The sequence below is a fragment of the Paractinoplanes toevensis genome, assembly GCF_018332695.1.
Taxonomy (GTDB): Bacteria; Actinomycetota; Actinomycetes; order Mycobacteriales; family Micromonosporaceae; genus Actinoplanes; species Actinoplanes toevensis.
The window spans coordinates 1-19,107 of sequence record NZ_BOQN01000111.1 but is presented as its reverse complement, the minus strand read 5'-3'; the positions used below and the strand labels follow the sequence as shown (position 1 = coordinate 19,107).

Below are 19,107 nucleotides of genomic sequence, written 5' to 3'. Positions count from 1 at the left end.
CTTCACCTGGCCGGCCGAGCCACGCCACAAGCACTTCCGGATCGTGGTTTCGCTATTCGGACCGGCGGCGGACCGGCCGGCAGGTCGGCGAAGGTGAACTCAGAGGGCTACTCGTTCTGGTCGAACTCGGCGGGATCAGTCGGACGCGGCGGAAACCGTCTGCAATTGTGGCGACTATCGTGGTCGCATTTTCGCTGCACCGGACCATGGCGGAAGAAGATGGGCTTCCATAACTGTTCTCCTTATTCAACTCCGCATGGTTCCCGCGCACTGTCATCGGCAAATGTGTACGTTCGACTGGCTATCGCGGAATCAGCGGCCTCGATAGACGGTGGTGTCGGCTTGAGCACCGTGTCGCGACCCGGCGGGCCGGTCAGGTGTGGATGCCGAGTCGTCGAGGCTGGTCGCGAGTGGGTGGGGCTGTCCGGTGAGGGCGGCGAGGGCGGTGGCGACGGGTGATCTTCATGCCGACGCGATTGCCAGTGCACCGAGGCTCAGCACGCCGGGCTCGCTTACTGGCGAACGACGGCGCTGGGCGGACTACGCGCCGGTTTGGGCGCTGTCCGGAACGGCCGGGATGGGCGAGTGACAGCTCGAGTCCGGCGCCCTCGTCGTCAGATTTCGTGGCCGCGTCGTCAGTCCGGTTCCACTGATTGCGCTGGCACGTGGCCGCATCGTCATGGCGTTTGCCGCGCCGGTCATCATACCGCCGAGCCGGGCGCGCGATTTTCGTTGGCCAGTGCGGCCCCGAGTTCGACGCGGGACGTGATTCCGCGCTTGGTGAAGACCTTGTGCAGGTGGTATTCGACGGTGCGCGGGCTCATGAACAGCCGGGTGGCGATTTCGGGGTTCGTCAGGCCCTCCCGCGCGAGCCGAGCGATCTGCAGTTCCCGCGGCGTCAGATCGCTGGTGGTCTCGACGCTTCGCCGGCGGGCGTTCTCCCCGGTTGCCCGCAGCTCGCGCGCCGCGCGGCCGGCGAATGCCTCCATGCCGGTCGTGACGAACATGTCGTGGGCTCGACGCAGGTGCTCGCGTGCCTCCGACCGGCGCCGCTCACGCCGCAGCCATTCGCCGTACAGCAGATGGGCGCGGGCCGCTTCCGACCGCAGCCGGGTGCCGCCGAGCCGCTCGATCGCCTCCCGATAGAGGTCATCCGCCGCCTTGTCCGTCGCGAGCAGTGCGCGCGAACGGGCTTCGATTCCCGTTGCCCAGCGGCTCCGGCTCGCCTGCGTGGTCGCCACCAGTTGTTCCAGCGCGGTCGCGGCCAGCGCGGTGTCTCCGCAGCGCACTGCCGCCTCGACGAGTTCGGCCGGCGCCCACTGGGCCGCCGCGCCCGGGACCGGACTGTCGGAGCTCGCGGCGCTGGCTGCCTCCCGGGCCTCCGCGTATTGGCCCAGGCCGTTGTAGAGCACGGCGCGGGTCCATTGGACGTTTGTCAGCCCGACTCCTTCGCCGCGCGCTGTCGCCTCGCGGACGGCTTCGGTCCCCAAGCGCTCTGCGTCCGCTTTGCGACCCTGCCACGCCGCGAGAGCGAGGGCGCCGTAGTTGGTGAGCTGCATGCCGGTCGCCGTGGTGATGGTTTCGACCTCGTCGACGAGTGTGGCGGCTTCGGCCAGGTCGCCTTCGAAGAAGTACAGGAGGATGCGAGAGCTGAGGGCCAGCGGCAGCACCGTGAGGGCACCGGCGCTGCGAGCGAGGTGTACGTGGCGTTCGGCCAGCGTTCGCAAAGTGTCGTCGTTCCACCGCGCCATGGCGAGGATGAACGCGAGCCACAGCCAGCGCAACTCCTCTTCGACGGATACCGACCCCTGCTGAAAAAGGTGGAGCGCTTGTTCCATCGACGGCGTCGCCACGTGAGCGCTTTCGGTGAGGAGCAGCGCGAACGCGTCCAGCAGGACGTCGGCCGCCCGGGGAGAGGCAGGCGACCGTGGCGCGGCTCGTGCCGCTCGGGCGATCTCCACCAGGCCGCCGCGCTTGGCGAGACGACCGGCGAACATCGCGGCGGACATGGCCTGCAGGTAGGTCTCGCGGGCCAGTGGGACATCGGAGGTGGCGAGTTGGCGGGCCGCGTCGAGTAACAGGGGAGGAGCCTGGTTGCCGTGGTTTGTCGTGAAGGCGATCTCGGCGCGGAGCAGGGTGACTTGGGCGAGTATGGCTTCGTCCAGAGAGCCGCTCCGGGCCACGGCCAGCAGTTCCTGAGCCGTGCTGGCCGTGCCGGCATCGTGATAGGCCCGGGCAGCGGCCAGAGCGCGCCGCGCGTGATGTTCCGGATCAGGGGTGAACATGACCGCGCGGTGCAGGAAGGCGGCCGCCGCGGCCAGGCCGCCCCGTGCCCGTGCGCGTCCCGCCAACTGCTCGAGCTCCGCGGCGAGGGCTTCGTCGGGGGCCGCCGTCGCATGGGCGCGATGCCACGCCCGCCGTTCCGCTTGAGCATCACCGTCGAGCGCATCGGCCAGCGCCGCGTGCGCGCTCATTCGATCCTGTGGCGACGCCGATCGGTACACGGCCGAACGCACGAGGGGATGACGAAACCGTACGCGGGTGCCGAACTGGATCAGGTCGGAAGCAGGCGCAGCAGCAGCGGTGCCCGCGCTGACGCCCAGCAGAGCAGCCGCACGCCAGACCACGAGGGGATCGCCGTGCCGTTCCGTTGCCGCCAGCAGCAGCAGTTGCCGGGTGTCCGGCGGCATCTGGGCGAGGCGCCGCAGAAAGCTTGCTTCGATGTGAAGAGAGAGCGCCCGAGCGACCGGAAACCCGTATCCGCCGGCCAGTTCCGCGTTCGTCAGTCCGCGCGGGAGCTCTAGCAGGGCCAGCGGGTTTCCGCGTGCCTCGGCGATGAGCTGATCCCGCACGCGCTCGTCCAACGGGCCGAGGACCGCTGAGTCCAGCAGTGTCCGGGCGTCGCCATCGCTCAGCCCGCCCACCCGCAACCGTGGCAGATCCGCCTTACCGATTCGACTGTGTTCAAGCTCGGAGCCGTCCTCGGCGTCGCGGACCGCGAACACACAGGCGACCGGCTCCGCGCCCAGCCTGCGGGCTACGAATGCCAGTACGTTCGCGGATGCCTCGTCGAGCCACTGGAGGTCGTCGACGACGCAGAGGAGCGGACGACTGTCGGCCGCCGAAGCGAACAGACCGAGCACGCCGAGCCCCAGAAGGAAGCGATCCGGTGGTGGCCCGCCACGCAGGCCGAACGCCGTGCCTATAGCGTCGCGTTGCGGTTGCGGGAGCCGGCCGCGCAGGTCCAGCAGCGGTGCACAAAGCTGATGCAGTGCGGCGTACGTGAATTCCGCCTCGGACTGGATGCCCGTCGCGGACACCACACGGCAGTCGCCGGCTTGCCCGGTCAGATAGTCCAGCAGGACCGACTTGCCCACGCCAGGTGCGCCGTGGACCACGAGCGAACGGCTTTGCCCGTCTCGCACCGCCGCCAGTAGCCGATCGAGAGCTGCGCACTCCGCCTCGCGCCCCAACAGCATGAAGGTGCGCTGCCGGGGCGCGAAACGTGTGTCGTCCGAAGTCGCTGCCATGTCGCCCCCGTCCGGCGGTGCCTCGAGGCAACTCTAGGCAATGACACCGGATCGTGTGAATCAGCAGCAGGGGCTTCGGCCGGAGAACCGTTCCTAGCCGGCCGCGGCCTCGCGGATGAGGTCGACCACGGCGGGCGCCTCGGGGATGCCGACGCTGTGGGAGCCGCCCGCCAATTCCACGGTGCGCCGGGATCCGGCTCGCTGCGCCATGAAGCGGTGAACCGCCGCGGGGATGTTCTTGTCCTCGGTACCGAAGAGGAACCAGGAGGGCGTGGTCTTCCAGGCCGGCTCGCCGGAGGCCTCGTTCAGGGCGGACTCGACGATCGGGCGCTGCCCCGCCGCCATGATCGCGGCCTCGGCTGCCGGGGAGTCGGCCGCGAACTGGAGGTGGTAGCGGTCCTGCCGAATGTAGAGGTCAGTGTTGCCGTCGGACAGCTTGACCGGCGCGAGCGTTTCGCCGAGGGTGCCGCCTTCGTACCGGCCGGCGAGCTCGGCTGCGCTCTCGCCCGCGTCCGGGGCGAAGCCGCCCACGAAGACCAGCGCTTTCACGGCGGCGTTCCCGGCGGCTCCGTTGGAGATCACGCAGCCGCCGTATGAGTGGCCGGCGCAGACGATGTCACCGTCGATCCCGGCCAGGACGTTGCGCAAGTAGTCCGAGTCGTACGCCAGGCCGCGCAACGGGTTCGCCACCGCCAGCACGGGGAAACCGTCGTCCAGAAGTGCGGCGATGACTCCGTTCCAGCTGGCCGATTCGGCGAAAGCGCCATGAACGAGAACGATTGTGGGCTTGTCCTTGCCCGTCGTGGTGATATTCATGATCATCTCCTCAAGGTGTGGTCGGATCGTCACGACATGCTGTCGGTGGTGCCCAGGGCTTGGCGCAATGCCGCGATGGCCTGCGCGATCGCGGCCCGGGTGGCGTGTGTGTCGCTCAGCGGGTTGAGCATCATGAAGTCGTGTGTGATGCCGTCGTACCGGACCGCCGTGACCGCGACGCCTGCGGCCCGCAGATTCGCCGCGTACGCCTCGCCCTCGTCCCGCAGGACATCGGCCTCGTCGACGATCACCAGGGCGGACGGTAGGCCGGCCAACTGCTCCGGTTCCGCTCGCAGCGGGGAGGCGGTGATCTCCTGTCTGCGCACTACATCTGGTGCGTAGGCGTCCCAGAACCACTGCATCGCCTTGGCGGTAAGGAAGTAGCCGGTGGCGAACTGCTCGTAGGAGCCGCTGTCCATCCGGGCGTCCGTGACCGGGTAGTACATCGACTGGTGCACGAACCGGACGTCGCCGCGCTCCTTGGCCATCAGCGCCAGCGCGGCGGCCATGTTGCCGCCGACCGAGTCACCGGCCACGGCCATCCGGCTCGGGTCGAGCCCGTGCGCCGCACCCTCGCGCATGACCCAGCGAGCGGTCGCATAGCCCTGCTCGATCGCGACCGGGTAGTGGGCCTCGGGCGATCGTGTGTACTCCACGAAGACGACGGCCGCCCGGGCGCCGACCGCGAATTCACGCACGAGCCGGTCGTGGGTTGCGGCGTTGCCGAGAATCCACCCGCCGCCGTGCATATAGAGGATCACGGGCAGGACGGAGAGCGTCCCCTTCGGCCGGACGATTCGCACCCGCGCGTCGCCCACGTCCGCCGGAACGGTGATCCACTCCTCATCGATGGGCAGCAGCGCGATGGGCGCGGCCTGGACATCGTCGAGGACCTTCCGGGCCTCGGCCGGTTCCAGGTCGTACAGGAAAGGTGGTTGAGCGGTCGCCTCGACGAATTGCTGGGATGCCGGCTCGAGAACAACTTTGCCGGGAGTGATGACGGTCATGACGGCTCCTCCGGACGCGGTATGGGCGCGTACGCACTCAGTGCCGAGGAATGTGGCTCCTCCGGCTCAGTAGCGATCGTCCGGGCCTAACGGTCGTGCTCGCATCCGTGTGTCCCTAGCCCTGTGACGGGCGGCGGTTCACGGGTACGAAATGGGGCGGCCTGCGGAGAAGCCTGCTCGCCTGCTCACCTGCGTGCGGTGCACTCACGATTTCGTCGGCACGGCGCGGCAGCGAACCGCCGGAGCGGCGACAGACGGGCCCTTGAAATGGGGAAAATGCGGTTTTACTCTGCCATGTTTGGTCCACCAACGTTTGCGCAGTCTCAAGGATTTGACGCTGCCGGACGACGCAAGCGGCAAACTGCTGGATGAGCTCGAAAGGCTCCTGCTGTACCCCGGGGTCAGCGATCTTCTCGTCCAGGAGTCCGGCCGTGATGTGGTGCCAGGACGTGTCTGAATTTCCGTGACACGTAGCTGTCAACCTGGGTCTGGCCGGCGTTGGCCAAGGCTGCTGTACAGCAGCGAAGTACAGCAACCGATCCGACCTCATCAACCTGTCAACGGCGGCTGAATCTGGACCCCTCTGGGACGGTTGAAAACGGACCCCCTCGTGTTGGTTGATCTACTAGTCGTTGGTTTTGGTGGCCGCGGGGACGCGGCCGAGGTCTCGGTCTTTGAGCCGGTAGCTGTCGCCCTTCATCGAGATCACGTCTGCGTGGTGGACGAGCCGGTCGATCATGGCTGCGGCGACGACGTCGTCGCCGAAGACCTCGCCCCAACGCCCGAAGGGCTTGTTCGACGTGACGATCAGCGAAGCGCGTTCGTAGCGGGAGGAGACGAGCTGGAAGAACAGGTTCGCTGCTTCGGCCTCGAACGGGATGTAGCCGACCTCGTCGATAATCAGCAACGGGATCCGGCCCAGTTTCACCAGCTCGGCCTGCAAGGTTCCGGCCTGATGAGCGTCGGCGAGTCGGGACACCCACTGCGCGGCGGTGGCGAACGCGACCCGGTGCCCGGCCTGACAGGCCCGGATACCCAGGCCGATGGACAGGTGTGTTTTCCCGGTTCCGGGCGGCCCGAGGAACACGACGTTCTCTTTGCCGGTGACGAAGTCGAGGGTGCCCAGATGCGCGATCTGGTCGCGTTTCAGTGAGCGTTGATGGTCGTAGTCGAACTCCTCCAAGCTCTTGCGGGCCGGGAACCTCGCGGCGCGGATGCGGCCCCTCACCGCCGTGTGATTCGCCGGCGGCGACCTCGCGTTGCAGGCAGGCGGCGAGGAACTCCTCATGGGTCCAGGACTCGGCCCGGGCCCGCTCGGCGAGCCGTTCGACCGACGCAGCGAGTGAGGGTGCTTTCAACGCCCGGCTCAGGAAGGCGATCTCCGAGGCGACGTTGCGGCTGCTGGTTTTGGCAGGCATCAGGCCACCTCATCCTCGAGGCCGAACATGCGGTCGTAGTCGGCCAGGTCACGGTTTTCGACCTCGGTGCGGACCGGTGTCGTCCTGGCGGCGAGGCGGTGCGCGGCCCGCAGCAGGGTGGCGGCGTCGCGGTGCAGCGGGTCGGTGATGCTCTGATGCGCGGCCCAGCAGCGGGTGTGGACGGCGACGCTGCGGCCGTCGCAGGTGACTTCGACCCGGCCGGTGTCCGCGCGGATCTCGACCCGACGGCCGACCGCGGAGGGATGCACCGAGTAGTCGTTGGCGTCGACGCGGACGTAATGATCACGCGGCAGCCGGGTCGTCAGCCGCCAGCCGACCACCGGTGCGATCGGCGGCAAACCCACCATGGCTGCCCGGTCCGCGTCGATCCGATCCGCCGGCCGGGCCTGCAAGCTGCGATGGATCCGGTTGTTCGCCCGGACGAGCCACTGCTCCAGCTGGGCGTTGAAATCTTGCGGCGAGGCGAACCGCCGGCCGGGAAGAAACGACGTCTCGAGATAGCCGTTGGCCCGCTCGACCAGGCCTTTGGCCTCAGGATCCGCCGGCCGGCACTGGATGATCCAGAGACAGACGGCACCGGCGCCGGCACCGGGCCCGGCATCGACTGCTCGTGTTCCCGGCTCGTGACCACCAGAGTGCCGACTGCCAGTGCAGCGCCCACCAGGCCCACGACGATGGCGCCGATCGTCACTCGACGTCGCCGCTCGGGTCGTGGCGGCTCGTCCGGGCCGAAGCTCAGCACGTCGGTCATATCGTCAGTAAACGAGTCAAGCCGTCATTGCACCAGTAGCAGAATGCCGAGACCAGCGAGTGTCACGACGGGCCGTACTGGAGTCGGCACGAAGGATGAGCGAGTGGGGCCTGTTGCCCAGTTGCCGGCCGGCGGCCGCGTCGTACTCCTCGGACAGCATGCCGACGTCGTTGCGCAACTCGAGGAGCTTGATCGACTTGGTCGGGGCGGCGGCGGTCGCCGGCCCTCTTCACCGAGTCGGGGGCGCCGGTTCTGCTCAGGCCGGTCCCGTCACGGTCGATAACTCACTGGTCACGAGAAGTTACCCCGGGGGGTTGAGGTGGATCGACGGCGCTGGCCGGCGTGGAAGCTGTACCTAGCCTTCTCCGCGGTCGTGATGGCGATCTACTACGCCGTACCGGTCGAGCAGCTGCAGGCCGCGTTGGTCGGCGTGCTCGGCATCTCCTCGGCCGTCATGATCGTGGTCGGGGTGCGCCGGAACCGCCCGGCCGTGCGCTGGCCCTGGTACATGATGGCGGTCGCCCGGGCGTGTTTCGCACTCGCCGAGGTCGTGTACTGGATCCAGAGCTGGGTCACCGGCCACGACGTCTTCCCTGGCTACGCCGACGTGCTCTACCTCAGTTTCGCCGTGCTGCTCGCGATTGCCACGGTCGGCCTGGTCCGCGCCCGCAGGCCCGGTAAGGACCTGCCCGGCCTGCTCGACGCGCTGGTCCTGGCCACCGGTGCGGCCATGCTGTCGTGGGTGTTCCTCATCGTCCCGTATGTCCGGGCGGAAGATATGAGTGCCCTGGCTCGTGCCGTGTCGCTGGCCTACCCGGTCACTGACATCCTGGTGCTGGCAGTGCTGGCGCGGCTGGTCACCGGGCGCGGCGACCGGCCACCGGCGTTCCGGTTGTTCGTGTTCAGCGTGCTGTCCCTGCTGGTTGCCGACTCGGCGTACGCGATGCTCGAGCTGACCATCGGCTATCAGGCCGGCAACATCGTCGACCTCGGCTGGCTGGCCATGCAGGCATTGGGGGGCGCCGCGGCTCTGCACCCGTCGGTCGCGGCGCTGTCCCGCCGGAGCCCGGCGGTCGAGGAGGGTCCCGCGCCACGCAGCCGGATCGTGGTGCTGGCCGTGGCGAGCCTGATGGCGCCGGCCGTGCTGGCCATCGAGTGGATCCGCGGCATGCCGATCGACGTACCGGTCATCGTGGCCGGCTGCACCATACTGTTCCTGCTGGTCATAGCCCGACTCGATGGCCTCGTCCGGCTGCTGACCGGAGCGTTGCGCGCGGTCGAGGAACAGGCGACCACCGACCAGTTGACCGGTCTCGCGAACCGGCGCCGGTTCCACGACAGCTGGGCGTCCGCGCTCGGCCGGTCGGTCGGGCCGACCGCGCTGCTCTACATCGACCTCGACGGGTTCAAGCCGGTCAACGACGCGTTCGGCCATGAGGCGGGCGACGCGGTGCTGGTCGCGGTGGCCAGCCGGATCAGCGGACTCGTGCGGGCCGGTGACGTGGTGGCCCGGCTCGGCGGTGACGAGTTCGCGGTGATCCTGCCGTGGACCGACGACGCCACCGCCGACACGGTCGCACTGCGCATCGTCGACGCCCTGGCCGAGCCGTTCGAGACACCGACCCGCGCGGTGTACATCGGCGCCAGCATCGGCGTGATCCGGGCGGTCACCGGAGCCCACCCGGACGACGAACTGCGCCGCGCCGACACCGCGATGTACGCGGCCAAGGCGAACGGCCGCAACTGCATCCACCGCGATACCGCGGCCGAGCCCGGCGCCGACAACCGCGCTGCCGCGCAGCTCATGGGTGACGGCGGAACCTGACCCCGCAGAAGCTCGCCCGCTACCCAATGGCCACGGGCGAGCGCGGGCCGGCGCCCGTGGCGGGCGGCCGGCCCGGAGCCGTGTGGTGGGTGTTCAGCTGACCTGGACCAGGCGCCAGTTGTTCTTGGCGCTGCCGTTGTCCGAGTACTGGACGGCCTGGGTGCCCGCGGTGCTGGAGCCGTTGAGGATGGCGAGGACCTTGCCGCTGTTGACGTTGCTGATGCGGTAGGAGCCGTCGCTGTTGGCCAGCAGGGTCCAGCGGTGGTCGGCGGTGCCGGTGTCCCCCCACTGCAGGACGCGGGCGTTGTCGCCGGTTCCCATGTTCTCGACGCCGAGGACCTTGCCGCTGTTGACGTTACGGAACTTGACCGCGGAGCCGTCGGCGACCCGGACCCAGTTGTGGTCGGCGGTGCCGGTGTCACCCCAGACCACGGCCAGGCCGCCGTCGGCGGTGGACATGTTCTGCACGCCCAGAACCAGTCCGGTGGCGACGTTGACCAACTTGTAGGTGTCCCCGGTCGGGGTGGTGGTGCCGCCGCTCACGCTGGTCACGAACGTCATCGCGCTGCGGGCGGGCAGGGTGACGGTGAAGGAGCCGTTCGACATGGTGAGCGCGCTCTGGGCGGCGACGTTGCGGCCGGCGTCGGTCAGCCAGTTGGCGACGCTGCCGGACGCCGTGGTGTTGGCCAGGGTGAACTGCTGGCTCACCGCCGAGGTGTTCTTGTTGACCGCGACCACGACGACGCTGTTGCCGTTCTTGTACGCCGAGACGTACACGTTGCTCGCCGGGTTCGCCGTCGCGTCGATCCGCACATATCCGGGGCGAACGAACCGCGCGAAGTGGGCCATCATGGCGCCGCGCTTGCTGATCTGACCGTCCTCGCGCATCGGGCTGTAGCTGCGCCGCAGATACCACCAGACGTACGCCTGGAACTCGGCGTCGACCATGGCGCGGTGGATGTGCTCGCCGACATCGAGGGCCTCGGGCCAGGCGTCGCCGGAGTTGGCGTTGCTGTTGGGGTAGTAGACCTCGGTCATCCAGAGTTCTTTGCCCGCTCCCTTCTGCTTGAACAGCGGGTAGGGGAAGTTCGCGTACGACGTGCCGTACAGGTGGGCGCCGATGATGTCGACGTTGGCGAGCGCCGCGGCGTCGTTGAGGATCGGGTCCGACATCGATTTGACGTACTGGAACGACTCGGGTGCTATGACCCGGGTGCCGATCGAGCCGGCGTTCTCGCGCAGGAACTTGGTGATCTCCCCAGTGGTCCACCAGGTCCACTCCGACGCGTAGTCGGGCTCGTTCTGCATCGAGATGGCGTACAGGTTCACCCCGTTGTTCTTCATGTACGTGGTGAAGTCGTTCAGGTGGGTCGCGTACGCGGCGTACGAGCCGGCCTTGAGGCGTTTCTGGTTGGCTACGCCGTTGCGGGTGAACGTCTCGATCATGCTGGCGGGCGGGTTCCACGGCGACGCGAATACTGTCGCCCCGAGTTCGACCGCGCGTTTGGCCGTTGCCAGGTCCCGGCTCCAGTCCGAGGAGTTCTCGCCGACCGGGATCCGCAGGATGGAAAACCCCAGCTGGCCTTCCCCGTTGCTGAACGCGGTGGTCCGCTGGGCGGCTGTCAGGTCGCCGATCCAGGCCGCGTGGGACATGGCACCGAAGCCTTTGATCGTCTGCTTCGGGACCGACGGGTTGATGTTCGCCGCCGCCGCCGAAGCATCCGTGGCCCTGATGACCGACGCCGCGACCGTGGCAACGGGAACCGCCCCCATCGTCGCCAGCAAAGTCCTGCGGCGCAGCACCTTCCGCCTGTCGTCCATCGGCTCGTTCTGATCTTGCTTCATGTCTCGTCCTTCTGACTGTCGGCACCAAACCGCGCCCTGGCGGTCCTCCTGGCTTCGTCGGCACCGATCCCTGAACCGTCGCGGAAATTGCCTCAGATCCGGCGTCAGCATTCATCTATTGATCGATGCACATAAATTGTTAGCACACCCTGACGGAACCAGTCAATTTCCGCGGCGACCATTTATCCAGGGTCGACTTGCTCGACGTAAGGCGGCATTATCGCAACGATCGACAGGGCGTAGAGCAATTCTCCTTTCTACTGTATCAGCAGCTCAGAGACATGATCAAGAGTCGTCCCGCCGATCTCGACAAGCCGCGACCAGGCGAGGCAGGCTGGCATAACAAGTTTTCGGTAGGACGTTGTTTAAGTCTTCATTAGTTGTTCGAATTTCCAGCCAAGAAAAATTCTCACAGTTACTTCACAGCAATTTTGATCCTGCGTAGCGGTTTGGTTTGGAGACACGTTACGGGTCTTGACGCGGGTCGAGGCGATAGACGATGGCCTCGCCGATCTGCCGCCGATCGATGCCGAGGCCGTCCACCGGTCGGCCGAGAGTTCCCTCCCATGGTGTTCCGGCGAGCCGGTCGGGCAGGACCACCACCGATCGGATGCCGACCTGGCGGAGGAAGGCGACGCTGACCGCGTCCGGGAAGGTGGTCAGGCTCCGCCGGATCCGCTCCTGGGAGTTGGGTACGAAGTTGGCGAGCCCGTTGGCGATGCGTGGGAAGCCGTCGGTGCTCCAGAACATGATGTTGAGTTCGAGCAGACCGTCGCTGGGCAGGAACACGGCCGGCGCGGCGAGGGAGCGCATGGCCACCGGCGACCGCGGCACCTCGGGATGGGGTGTCCGGTTCACTCCCTCGCCGATCGCCAGCGCCAGCGGGATCAGCAGCGCGACGTGGGCCGCCCATCGTCCCGGCCGGGCGGCGGTGAAGGGGTGCCGATCTACCCGGGCGGCGAGTTCAGTGATCATGCCGGCGGTGAGGACGGCGAGCAGCAGGCCGGCCCAGACCATCAGCCGTCCGGGGGTACGCAGGGCGTCCCAGCCGGGCAGCAGGCGAGACAGTGTCAGGTAGCCGGGATTTCCGTCCGCGCCGAGGTTGCTGCCCAGGGTGAGCGCGCCGGTGCACAGCACGCCGAGTCCGAGCAGGATCCGGTATCGCGCTCGGAAGACCGAGTAGAACAGGCCGGCGACGCCGAGCAGGAGCAGCGTGGCGCCGGGGAACACGGCCATCTCGGGCGGCCAGGACAGCGTCGCGCGGGCCGGGGCGGACGAGCCACCCCACAGCCAGGAGTCGCCGGGAGTGATGAGGAAGCCCTGCAACGGCGGCGAGAACATCCGGCTCCAGCTGAGATCCCGGTGGGCCTGCGGGTTCAGGTCGAGGACGCGCAGGTACGGCCGGGCCATCAACAGGCTCGCCGTGGCGAAGAGCAGGCCGCCCAGGGCGTCCACGGCAAGCAGCCGCTCCCCGTACGGCAGTCGCCCGTGCCGCCACCGCGACCAGCCGGCCGATGCGGCGAACAGGGCACCGGCGACGAACAGGAAATACACCAGGGGCAGGCCGACGGCGAATCCGAGAGTGATCTGCCAGGACGCGACCGCCCAGCCGGCGAGCGCCCAGCCGGGGCGATGCCGGCCGGGTTCCCGCCCGGCGCGTAGCGACCAGCCGTGCCCGCGAGCGAGCATGGCCAGGCACAGCGCGATCCCGCCGACCGACAACACGTTCAAATGCCCGCTGTGCGCCAGCCGCCAGGGGGCGAAAGCCCAGGCGACGCCGGCCGCCGCGGCCGCGAGCCGCGCCGCGCCGAGCTGCCGGACCAACGCGTACGCTCCGACGAACGCCAACGCGTAGGCCAGGACGAAGAGCAGGTTGTACCGGAAGACGGCCGCCTCCGGGCCGGTGCCGATCAGCCCGGCGGGGGCATAACCGAGCAAGGTATCGGTGTACGCGAACGAGTACGCCGCCGGGAAGAAGGCGTTGGTCTGCCACAGCTGCGACGGATCGGTTCGCAGGGCGTGCCCGGCCCAGGCGATCTGCCACGCCTGCAGGGTCGGGTCGCCCAGGTCGCCAGGGATCGTGGTCCACGGGTGCCGCAGCGTCGGCCAGGTCAGCGCGACGGCCAGAAGCATCCCTGCGGCGATCACCGTCGAGTACTCCCGCGGTACCCGGGCAACGGTGCGTGCCGGTCGTCTGGCCGGTGTCTGGTCACCTCGCGAGCCGGTTACCTCGGCCATCGCCACGCTGCCGTGTCGCACCGGCTCCATGACCACCTCCACCTCGACGCTGTCGTCGGCTATTGCCACGTGAGCGCGTCGAAGTTCGGTGAGATCTTCACCGGTGACTGCGCCGCCGAGGTTCGATGAACCTCGGCGGCGCGGTCGGGTATGTCGATTCGGTGATCTCCGTCAGCGGCAGGTCTTGCCCTTGTTGATGCAGGTGGCGATCTTCTGCATGGTCTGGGCGGAGTTGACGTTGATGAAGTCGTTGTGGTCGGAGAACGGGTTGTGGTCTTCCTCGGGGAAGGAGTCGAGGGCGTACTGGCCCTTGACCTGCACGTCGCGGGGGATGTCGTAGGAGAGGGTGATGCGCAGCTGCGGGATGGCTACGAAGCCCTGCTTGCAGGCGCCGGTGCCGGGGTCGGCGAAGGCAACGTGGTCGCGGTGGTTGGTGCTGTCGATGTTCTTGCCGTCCCAGCAGCCGGGGAAGTCCTGTACGCGCTGGACCTGGCGGCCGGCCGGGCAGATCGGGTATTTGTCGGAGAGACGGCCGGTGAAGCCGGAGCAGGTCCAGGTGGAGCGGGCGTTGGCCGGGCCGCGGCTGGTCGGTTTGGCGTCACCGGTGAGCTCGCGCAGGAACTTCGGCATGGGCACGACCTTGCTGAGCGGGTTGCCGCGGTATTCGATGAGCACCGACTGCGGCCGTACGATCCCGCCGGTGTTGTTCGGCAGCTCCAGATTCGGGCCCTGCGGATCGGGCAGGGCGGCGGGCGAGCTGGGTGTGGCCGCTCCACCGTTCTGGCCGTTCTGGCCGTTCTGGTTCGGGGCTTGGTCGGTCACGGTGCAGCCGGCCAGTGCCTCCAGCCCCTGCGGGCGGGCGGCGCCGCGGGAGATGGCGATGCCGGTGCGGTCGAGGACGGCGGTTCGCTTGGCCTTCACCGGGCCGAGGATGGCGTTGTCGACGAATTTCTTCCCGCCCTGTCCGCGGGTGGTGACCAGTCGTTCGTTGGCCTCCGAGATCTGCCGGTCCAGTTCGGCGAGGTTGCGGTTGACCTCGTCGAGGACCTGCGCGGGTACGCCGGGCAGCTTGTCGCGGACCGTCGGGCACTGGACCTGCTGGTTGGCGACCAGGCCGGCCTTCACGCTGGCGGCGGTGTGGCGTATGGCCGCGTGCATGCCGTCATAGTTGGTGTCGCACTCCACGAGCGAGACCATGCCGGTGGTGCGGCCACCGCCGGCCGCGGCGATGCTGTCGCTGATCCCCTTGATCAGCTCCGCGCGCTGCTCCCGCAGGTCGGTCAGGACGGACGCGTTGAGGCGGGCGTCGATGCGGCCCTTGCCCGCTGCCATTCGCTCGTTGGCCGCGGCGTATCCACGGTCGGGTTCGGCCAGCCGGCTGTCGACGGCCCGCTTGGCCCGCACGGGTACGGCGGGCAGCCGATTCCGCACGCTGGGGCAGGTCACCATCGGCGTCGTCGCGGCCAGGGCGCGCTGGGTCTCGGCTCCGGACCGGACGGTTCGGTCGATGCGCACGACCGGCCAGAAGTAGGAGGACTTGTCGCTGTTGCGGCAGGTGGTCCCGGACGCGTCGAGGTCGGCGTTGGACGAGTTCGCGGTGATGGCGAGGTTGCCGGCGAAGTCGTGGACGTGCTCGGCGCCGTTCTTGATGCCGGGCTGCGCGACCGGGTTGTCCGGGCTGAACTTGCCGTTGCCGTTGGTGCCGCAGTCCACGGTGAAAGTGCCCTTTGACGCGCCTGCGCCGGGTGCGGCGTTGCGCACGTTGGGCTGGACCTTCTCGATAGCGACGAACTGGTTCAGTTCGGTCGCCGCGTCCGCCGTACCCTTGCCGCCGCTGGAGACGAAGGGCCCCCGGCCTTGACCGGCATGCCGGTGCGTTGTTACGGGCCGGGCGTCAGGGCGGCTATGCCGAGTTCGGCCATTGCTCGTTGGCCTTCGGCGGATGGATGCAGGTGATCACCTGAGTCGTACTGCGGTCGCAGCCTGGTGGTGTCTTCCGGATCGGCCAGTTCCTGATCGAAGTCGATGTACCCGTCGACGAGCTGCCCTTGTCTCAGCGCCGCGTTGACAGTTCGGCGGCAACGTTCGCCGTCGGCGGTGAACCTCTGATCGTCGGTGTAGTGGTAGCCGCCGTACGCAGTGATCGTGGTGGCGAGGACTCGTACACCGCGGTGGTGTGCGATCGCGACGAAGCGGCGGATTCCGGCGATGATCACTTGTGGGTCGTACTGGTGCGGCAGGGCCTGGATGTCGTTGATGAGGTCGGTGAGAACTATCTCGCGGACATTCGGTATGTCGAGCACAGCGGCCTCCCGGTCCAGGTAACTGGGGAGCCCTGGCGAGGTGTGCAACAGCCGGGTCGCGCCGATGCTCCGGTTTTCGAGGCAGAGAGGCGTCCGTGTGCGCTCGAGGTGCTGCCGGACCAGGTGCGGCCAGTCGGCTCCGGGTTCGGCTCGGTAGCCCGTGGCGATGGACGCGCCCACCACGGCGACGCATCCGGGCGAACTCGGTGTGCGCTGAAAGAGCGTCGCCTTCACGATGAACGAGGCGGCCAGAGTGGCCGCCAGGACAGCGCAGCCGAACAGGGCGGCGCTCTTTCCGATCCGCACGTCAGAGTCGTCCGATCGTTTGTTGAGTTCGAAGCGGCGCCGGTGGGTGTTTCCAGACGGTCACCGTCGCGGGACGGAACCGGCGGTGTCGGCCACGCCGGTCTGCTGGATGGCGTCGTTGAACTGGATACTGGTCGTGCTGCCGTGGTTGAGGATGCGCTCGCCGAGGAAGGCATGGGTGTCGCGGTCGAAGAGGAACTGGACGTTGCCGAGGCGGGGATCGTCCAGGCCGACCGCCTCGCCGGTTCGTCCGGCGGCGTCAGTGGCAGTCGGCACGTACGTGATGCCCTTGATCGTCGAGGCGGCCTGGAACAGAGCGGCCTTCTGCGCCGGCGGGGCCGTCTCGACAAGTTCGCGGACCAGGCTCCAGATCCCGACATCCCGGCTGACGTTGTTGTATCGAACACTGTCCTGGACGTACGGGTCCTCGCCGAGGACCCGTGCCAGAGCGGCGGGATCGGTCGGCAGCTTGGCGAGCACCGCATACGGCGCGGTGCGCAGCCCGGCGGCCGGATCGTACGGGGCGATCGCGCCGCTGGTCGAACCGAGGAATCCGGAGGAGCGGATCAGTCCGGGCCGGGATCCATCGACGGATCTCCATTCCTGGACACGCTGGCGCCCTCCGGAGGTCACGTGGACAACTTCGACGTAGGTGAACTGCTCGGCTCGCGGCACCGCGGCCGGGACGCCGGCCACCGCTGCCGCCGCTTGAAGCACGGTCGACGCCTCAGCCGTGGAACCCCCGTCGGGCGAGCCGACGACCTGGTAGCCGAGTATGGCCACGGTAAGGATCACCACGCCCGCGGCGGCGAGCATCGTCCGCCGGGCCGGAAGCCACCGGCTTTCCCTGCGCCGGCCTTCGATCTCGCCGAGCAGCCGTAGCCGGCCCTGGGCGCGGGCCCGCGCGGACATCGCAGGTGTGTCCTGACGCAGCTGGGTCAGGACATCGAATTCGTCCATCAGCGTTCTCCAGATTTCGTGACGGTCTCATCCAGGACGCGGCGTAGCCGCTCGCGAGCGCGGTTGAGGCGAGAACGTACGGTTCCGACCGGAATATCGAGTCCTTCCGCAATCTGCTCATAGGACAGGCCCGTCCAGGTGAACAGGAGCAGAACGTCGCGCTCCTTGGCGGTGAGCCGGGCGAGAGCGGCCGCCACCGCTCGCCCCTCGACCTCCGCGGTCACCCGGAGCACGACCTCCTCGGCGTGGTCGAGACCGGCCAGGGGATCGACGCCGGTGCGGGCCAGAGCACGGTAGCCGGCGCTTTCGGTACGCCGGTGCCTGCGCAGCAGGTTGGTGGCGATGCCGTACAGCCAGGGGCGGGCGTCGGCCCGGGTGACGTCGTAGCGTCGCCGCAGCCGGAACGCCACCAGGAAGGTCTCCGAGCTCAGGTCGTCCGCCACCGTCGTACCCGCCCGCCGGGCCAGGTAGCGGTGGATCGCCTCGGCGTGCCGGTCGTAGACCTCGGCAAAACGCTCGGCGTGGGTCAAGGAGGCCTCGATCACCGCGCCATCGCTGACTGCGGTCACCGGTTCGTCCATCCAGCCATGCGCGGCCGCCGTCATCGCGTACGACCGCCCGGCGCTCTCACGTCGTTGCCCATTCAACCTCCCGAGTGTGGTTCCCACCCCGCTATTGCCACCGGCGGGGCCCGGGTTCGGTGTCAATTTTCCCGACATCCCTCGCCACGCGGGACAAAACCGGGACAGGTGGGCATGACCCGCGTTACCGGGCGCGCCGGAGATCTCGCCGAACTCGACGCGTCGTCGTGGCAATAGCTCGACGACAGCGATTTCTTCAGCAAGATCCCCGACGCAGCACAAGGGCGATGCGCATGCTGGCAACATCCAACGGCTTGAGGCCGATGCCGCGGCCGGTCACCGACGGGCAACCGCGCCACCAAAAGGATCGGCAACCACGGTCGGCGGGCCCGGCGAACGACGGCCGGCGCCGGCTGCCCGCGCTCGACGGCCTGCGCTACCTGGCAGCACTGTCCGTCGCCGTCTTTCACCTGGTCGCCGGCGGCGAGGACGGCCTGGTGAACCTCTGGGGCCGCCCCGGCGCAGACGTCTTCGGCGTGGGCTATCTCATCGCATCGTACGGCTGGGTCGGCGTTCCGCTCTTCTTCATGATCAGTGGCTTTGTCATCTGCATGAGCAGTTGGAATCGCAGCCCGGCCGAATACGCCGTCTCCCGGTTCGTCCGGTTGTATCCGGCCTTCTGGGCCTGCGTTCTGCTGACCACCCTGGTCACGATCTTGCACCCGGACGTCTTCCACCCCGTCGGATTCCGGGCGCTGCTGGCCAACCTCACGATGCTCCAGGACCCTTTGGGTACGCCCCGGGTCGACGACGTCTACTGGACGCTCTGGCTCGAACTGAAGTTCTACCTGCTGTTCCTCGTCGTACTCCGGCGCGGTACAACATACCGTCGCGTCGTCGGGTTCTGCCTGGCCTGGACCATCGCCTCCGTGCTCGCAACCGAGGTGCACCAGCCTTGGCTCGACGCCCTGCTGATCCGCGGCAACTCCCAGTACTTCATCGCCGGCATCGCCCTGTACCTCATCCACCGCTACGGTTCACGGCCGGTCCTCTGGACCCTGGTCGGATCGAGCTGGGCCTTGTCGATGTACTACTACGCCGGGAATCCCTGGCAGACCGTCCACGGCCACTCGTACGCGCCCTCGAGCGCGCTCATCACCGCCTGCTTCGTCGTCCTGGCACTACTGGCACTCGGCAAACTCGACCGCCTGCGATGGCGAGTACTGACCGTGCTCGGTACCGCCACCTACCCCCTCTATCTCCTGCACCGCGTCGCCGGTTTCACCATCGTCCACGCCTTGCGACAGCACCTGACGGCCTCGCCGGTCGTGCTGCTCGCCGGCCTGCTCGTCGCCCTTACCGGTGTAGCCCTGCTCATCCACCATCTCGTCGAACGGCCACTCGCACCCCGCCTGAAGGCGGCACTCACCCGGTCGAGGCACGCCGTAGGCGCTGTCCCCCGCCCGCAGCCGTCGCCAGGGTCGTGGGGTCCGTAACGCGAACGGT

12 protein-coding genes and 1 pseudogene are annotated in these 19,107 nt (G+C 68.2%); 2 read left to right on the top strand and 11 right to left on the bottom strand.

Annotated features, from left to right (window positions below; translation table 11 throughout):
• Positions 1-701 precede the first annotated feature (701 nt).
• The 5 genes and pseudogenes from Ato02nite_RS39990 to Ato02nite_RS52195 all read right to left on the bottom strand — a co-directional run bounded on the left by Ato02nite_RS39990 (position 702) and on the right by Ato02nite_RS52195 (position 7,139).
• Positions 702-3,530, bottom strand: coding sequence for a helix-turn-helix transcriptional regulator (locus Ato02nite_RS39990; protein WP_246607992.1), 2,829 nt, complete (start codon positions 3,528-3,530; stop codon positions 702-704).
• A 93-nt stretch (positions 3,531-3,623) separates the two neighbouring features.
• Positions 3,624-4,346 (bottom strand): alpha/beta fold hydrolase, encoded by a 723-nt coding sequence (locus Ato02nite_RS39985; RefSeq protein ID WP_213011912.1) that lies wholly within the window; start codon positions 4,344-4,346, stop codon positions 3,624-3,626.
• 29 nt (positions 4,347-4,375) lie between these two features.
• Positions 4,376-5,353 carry an alpha/beta hydrolase gene (locus Ato02nite_RS39980; RefSeq protein WP_213011911.1) on the bottom strand — a complete coding sequence of 326 codons (978 nt, stop codon included), beginning with the start codon at positions 5,351-5,353 and terminating at the stop codon, positions 4,376-4,378.
• Positions 5,354-5,978: 625 nt separating this feature from the next.
• Positions 5,979-6,771, bottom strand: a pseudogene (gene istB, locus Ato02nite_RS39975) (IS21-like element helper ATPase IstB).
• Entirely contained in the window at positions 6,771-7,139 is a 369-nt protein-coding gene (locus Ato02nite_RS52195) for a Mu transposase domain-containing protein (protein ID WP_246607991.1), read from the bottom strand. Before Ato02nite_RS52195 ends, istB begins: the two are co-directional and overlap by 1 nt.
• A gap of 723 nt (positions 7,140-7,862) precedes the next feature.
• Between Ato02nite_RS52195 and Ato02nite_RS52700 the strand changes: the two genes are divergently transcribed.
• Entirely contained in the window at positions 7,863-9,368 is a 1,506-nt protein-coding gene (locus tag Ato02nite_RS52700; RefSeq protein WP_213011910.1) for a GGDEF domain-containing protein, read from the top strand.
• 93 nt (positions 9,369-9,461) lie between these two features.
• On the opposite strand, the gene xynC is transcribed toward Ato02nite_RS52700, so the two are convergent.
• The 6 genes from xynC to Ato02nite_RS39935 all read right to left on the bottom strand — a co-directional run bounded on the left by xynC (position 9,462) and on the right by Ato02nite_RS39935 (position 17,625).
• On the bottom strand, positions 9,462-11,141 hold the full coding sequence (gene xynC, locus Ato02nite_RS53450) for a glucuronoarabinoxylan endo-1,4-beta-xylanase XynC (RefSeq protein ID WP_498371290.1): 1,680 nt from the start codon (positions 11,139-11,141) through the stop codon (positions 9,462-9,464).
• Between the two features lie 537 nt (positions 11,142-11,678).
• Positions 11,679-13,481, bottom strand: coding sequence for a hypothetical protein (locus Ato02nite_RS39955; protein ID WP_438873108.1), 1,803 nt, complete (start codon positions 13,479-13,481; stop codon positions 11,679-11,681).
• A 141-nt stretch (positions 13,482-13,622) separates the two neighbouring features.
• The gene (locus Ato02nite_RS52695) at positions 13,623-15,164 is read right to left on the bottom strand and encodes a DUF1996 domain-containing protein (protein ID WP_281419886.1); all 1,542 of its coding nucleotides are present in this window, start codon (positions 15,162-15,164) and stop codon (positions 13,623-13,625) included.
• Positions 15,165-15,331: 167 nt separating this feature from the next.
• The gene (locus Ato02nite_RS39945) at positions 15,332-15,988 is read right to left on the bottom strand and encodes a GDSL-type esterase/lipase family protein (RefSeq protein WP_213011907.1); all 657 of its coding nucleotides are present in this window, start codon (positions 15,986-15,988) and stop codon (positions 15,332-15,334) included.
• Between the two features lie 132 nt (positions 15,989-16,120).
• Entirely contained in the window at positions 16,121-17,020 is a 900-nt protein-coding gene (locus tag Ato02nite_RS39940) for a CU044_5270 family protein (RefSeq protein WP_213011906.1), read from the bottom strand.
• Positions 17,020-17,625 carry an RNA polymerase sigma factor gene (locus tag Ato02nite_RS39935; RefSeq protein ID WP_438873107.1) on the bottom strand — a complete coding sequence of 202 codons (606 nt, stop codon included), beginning with the start codon at positions 17,623-17,625 and terminating at the stop codon, positions 17,020-17,022. The genes Ato02nite_RS39940 and Ato02nite_RS39935 overlap by 1 nt, the downstream gene beginning before the upstream one ends.
• A 269-nt stretch (positions 17,626-17,894) precedes the next feature.
• Between Ato02nite_RS39935 and Ato02nite_RS39930 the strand changes: the two genes are divergently transcribed.
• Positions 17,895-19,097: an acyltransferase family protein gene (locus Ato02nite_RS39930; RefSeq protein WP_213011905.1), complete on the top strand. Its 1,203-nt coding sequence runs from the start codon at positions 17,895-17,897 to the stop codon at positions 19,095-19,097.
• The last annotated feature ends 10 nt before the right edge of the window (positions 19,098-19,107 follow it).

Coding starts and splice junctions, on each gene's coding strand:
- Ato02nite_RS39990 (WP_246607992.1), bottom strand. CDS start 3,530: ATGGCAGCGACTTCGGACGACACACGTTTCGCGCCCCGGCAGCGCACC.
- Ato02nite_RS39985 (WP_213011912.1), bottom strand. CDS start 4,346: ATGAATATCACCACGACGGGCAAGGACAAGCCCACAATCGTTCTCGTT.
- Ato02nite_RS39980 (WP_213011911.1), bottom strand. CDS start 5,353: ATGACCGTCATCACTCCCGGCAAAGTTGTTCTCGAGCCGGCATCCCAG.
- Ato02nite_RS52195 (WP_246607991.1), bottom strand. CDS start 7,139: ATGGTGGGTTTGCCGCCGATCGCACCGGTGGTCGGCTGGCGGCTGACG.
- xynC (WP_498371290.1), bottom strand. CDS start 11,141: ATGGGGGCGGTTCCCGTTGCCACGGTCGCGGCGTCGGTCATCAGGGCC.
- Ato02nite_RS39955 (WP_438873108.1), bottom strand. CDS start 13,481: ATGGAGCCGGTGCGACACGGCAGCGTGGCGATGGCCGAGGTAACCGGC.
- Ato02nite_RS39940 (WP_213011906.1), bottom strand. CDS start 17,020: ATGGACGAATTCGATGTCCTGACCCAGCTGCGTCAGGACACACCTGCG.
- Ato02nite_RS39935 (WP_438873107.1), bottom strand. CDS start 17,625: ATGACGGCGGCCGCGCATGGCTGGATGGACGAACCGGTGACCGCAGTC.
- Ato02nite_RS39930 (WP_213011905.1), top strand. CDS start 17,895: ATGCTGGCAACATCCAACGGCTTGAGGCCGATGCCGCGGCCGGTCACC.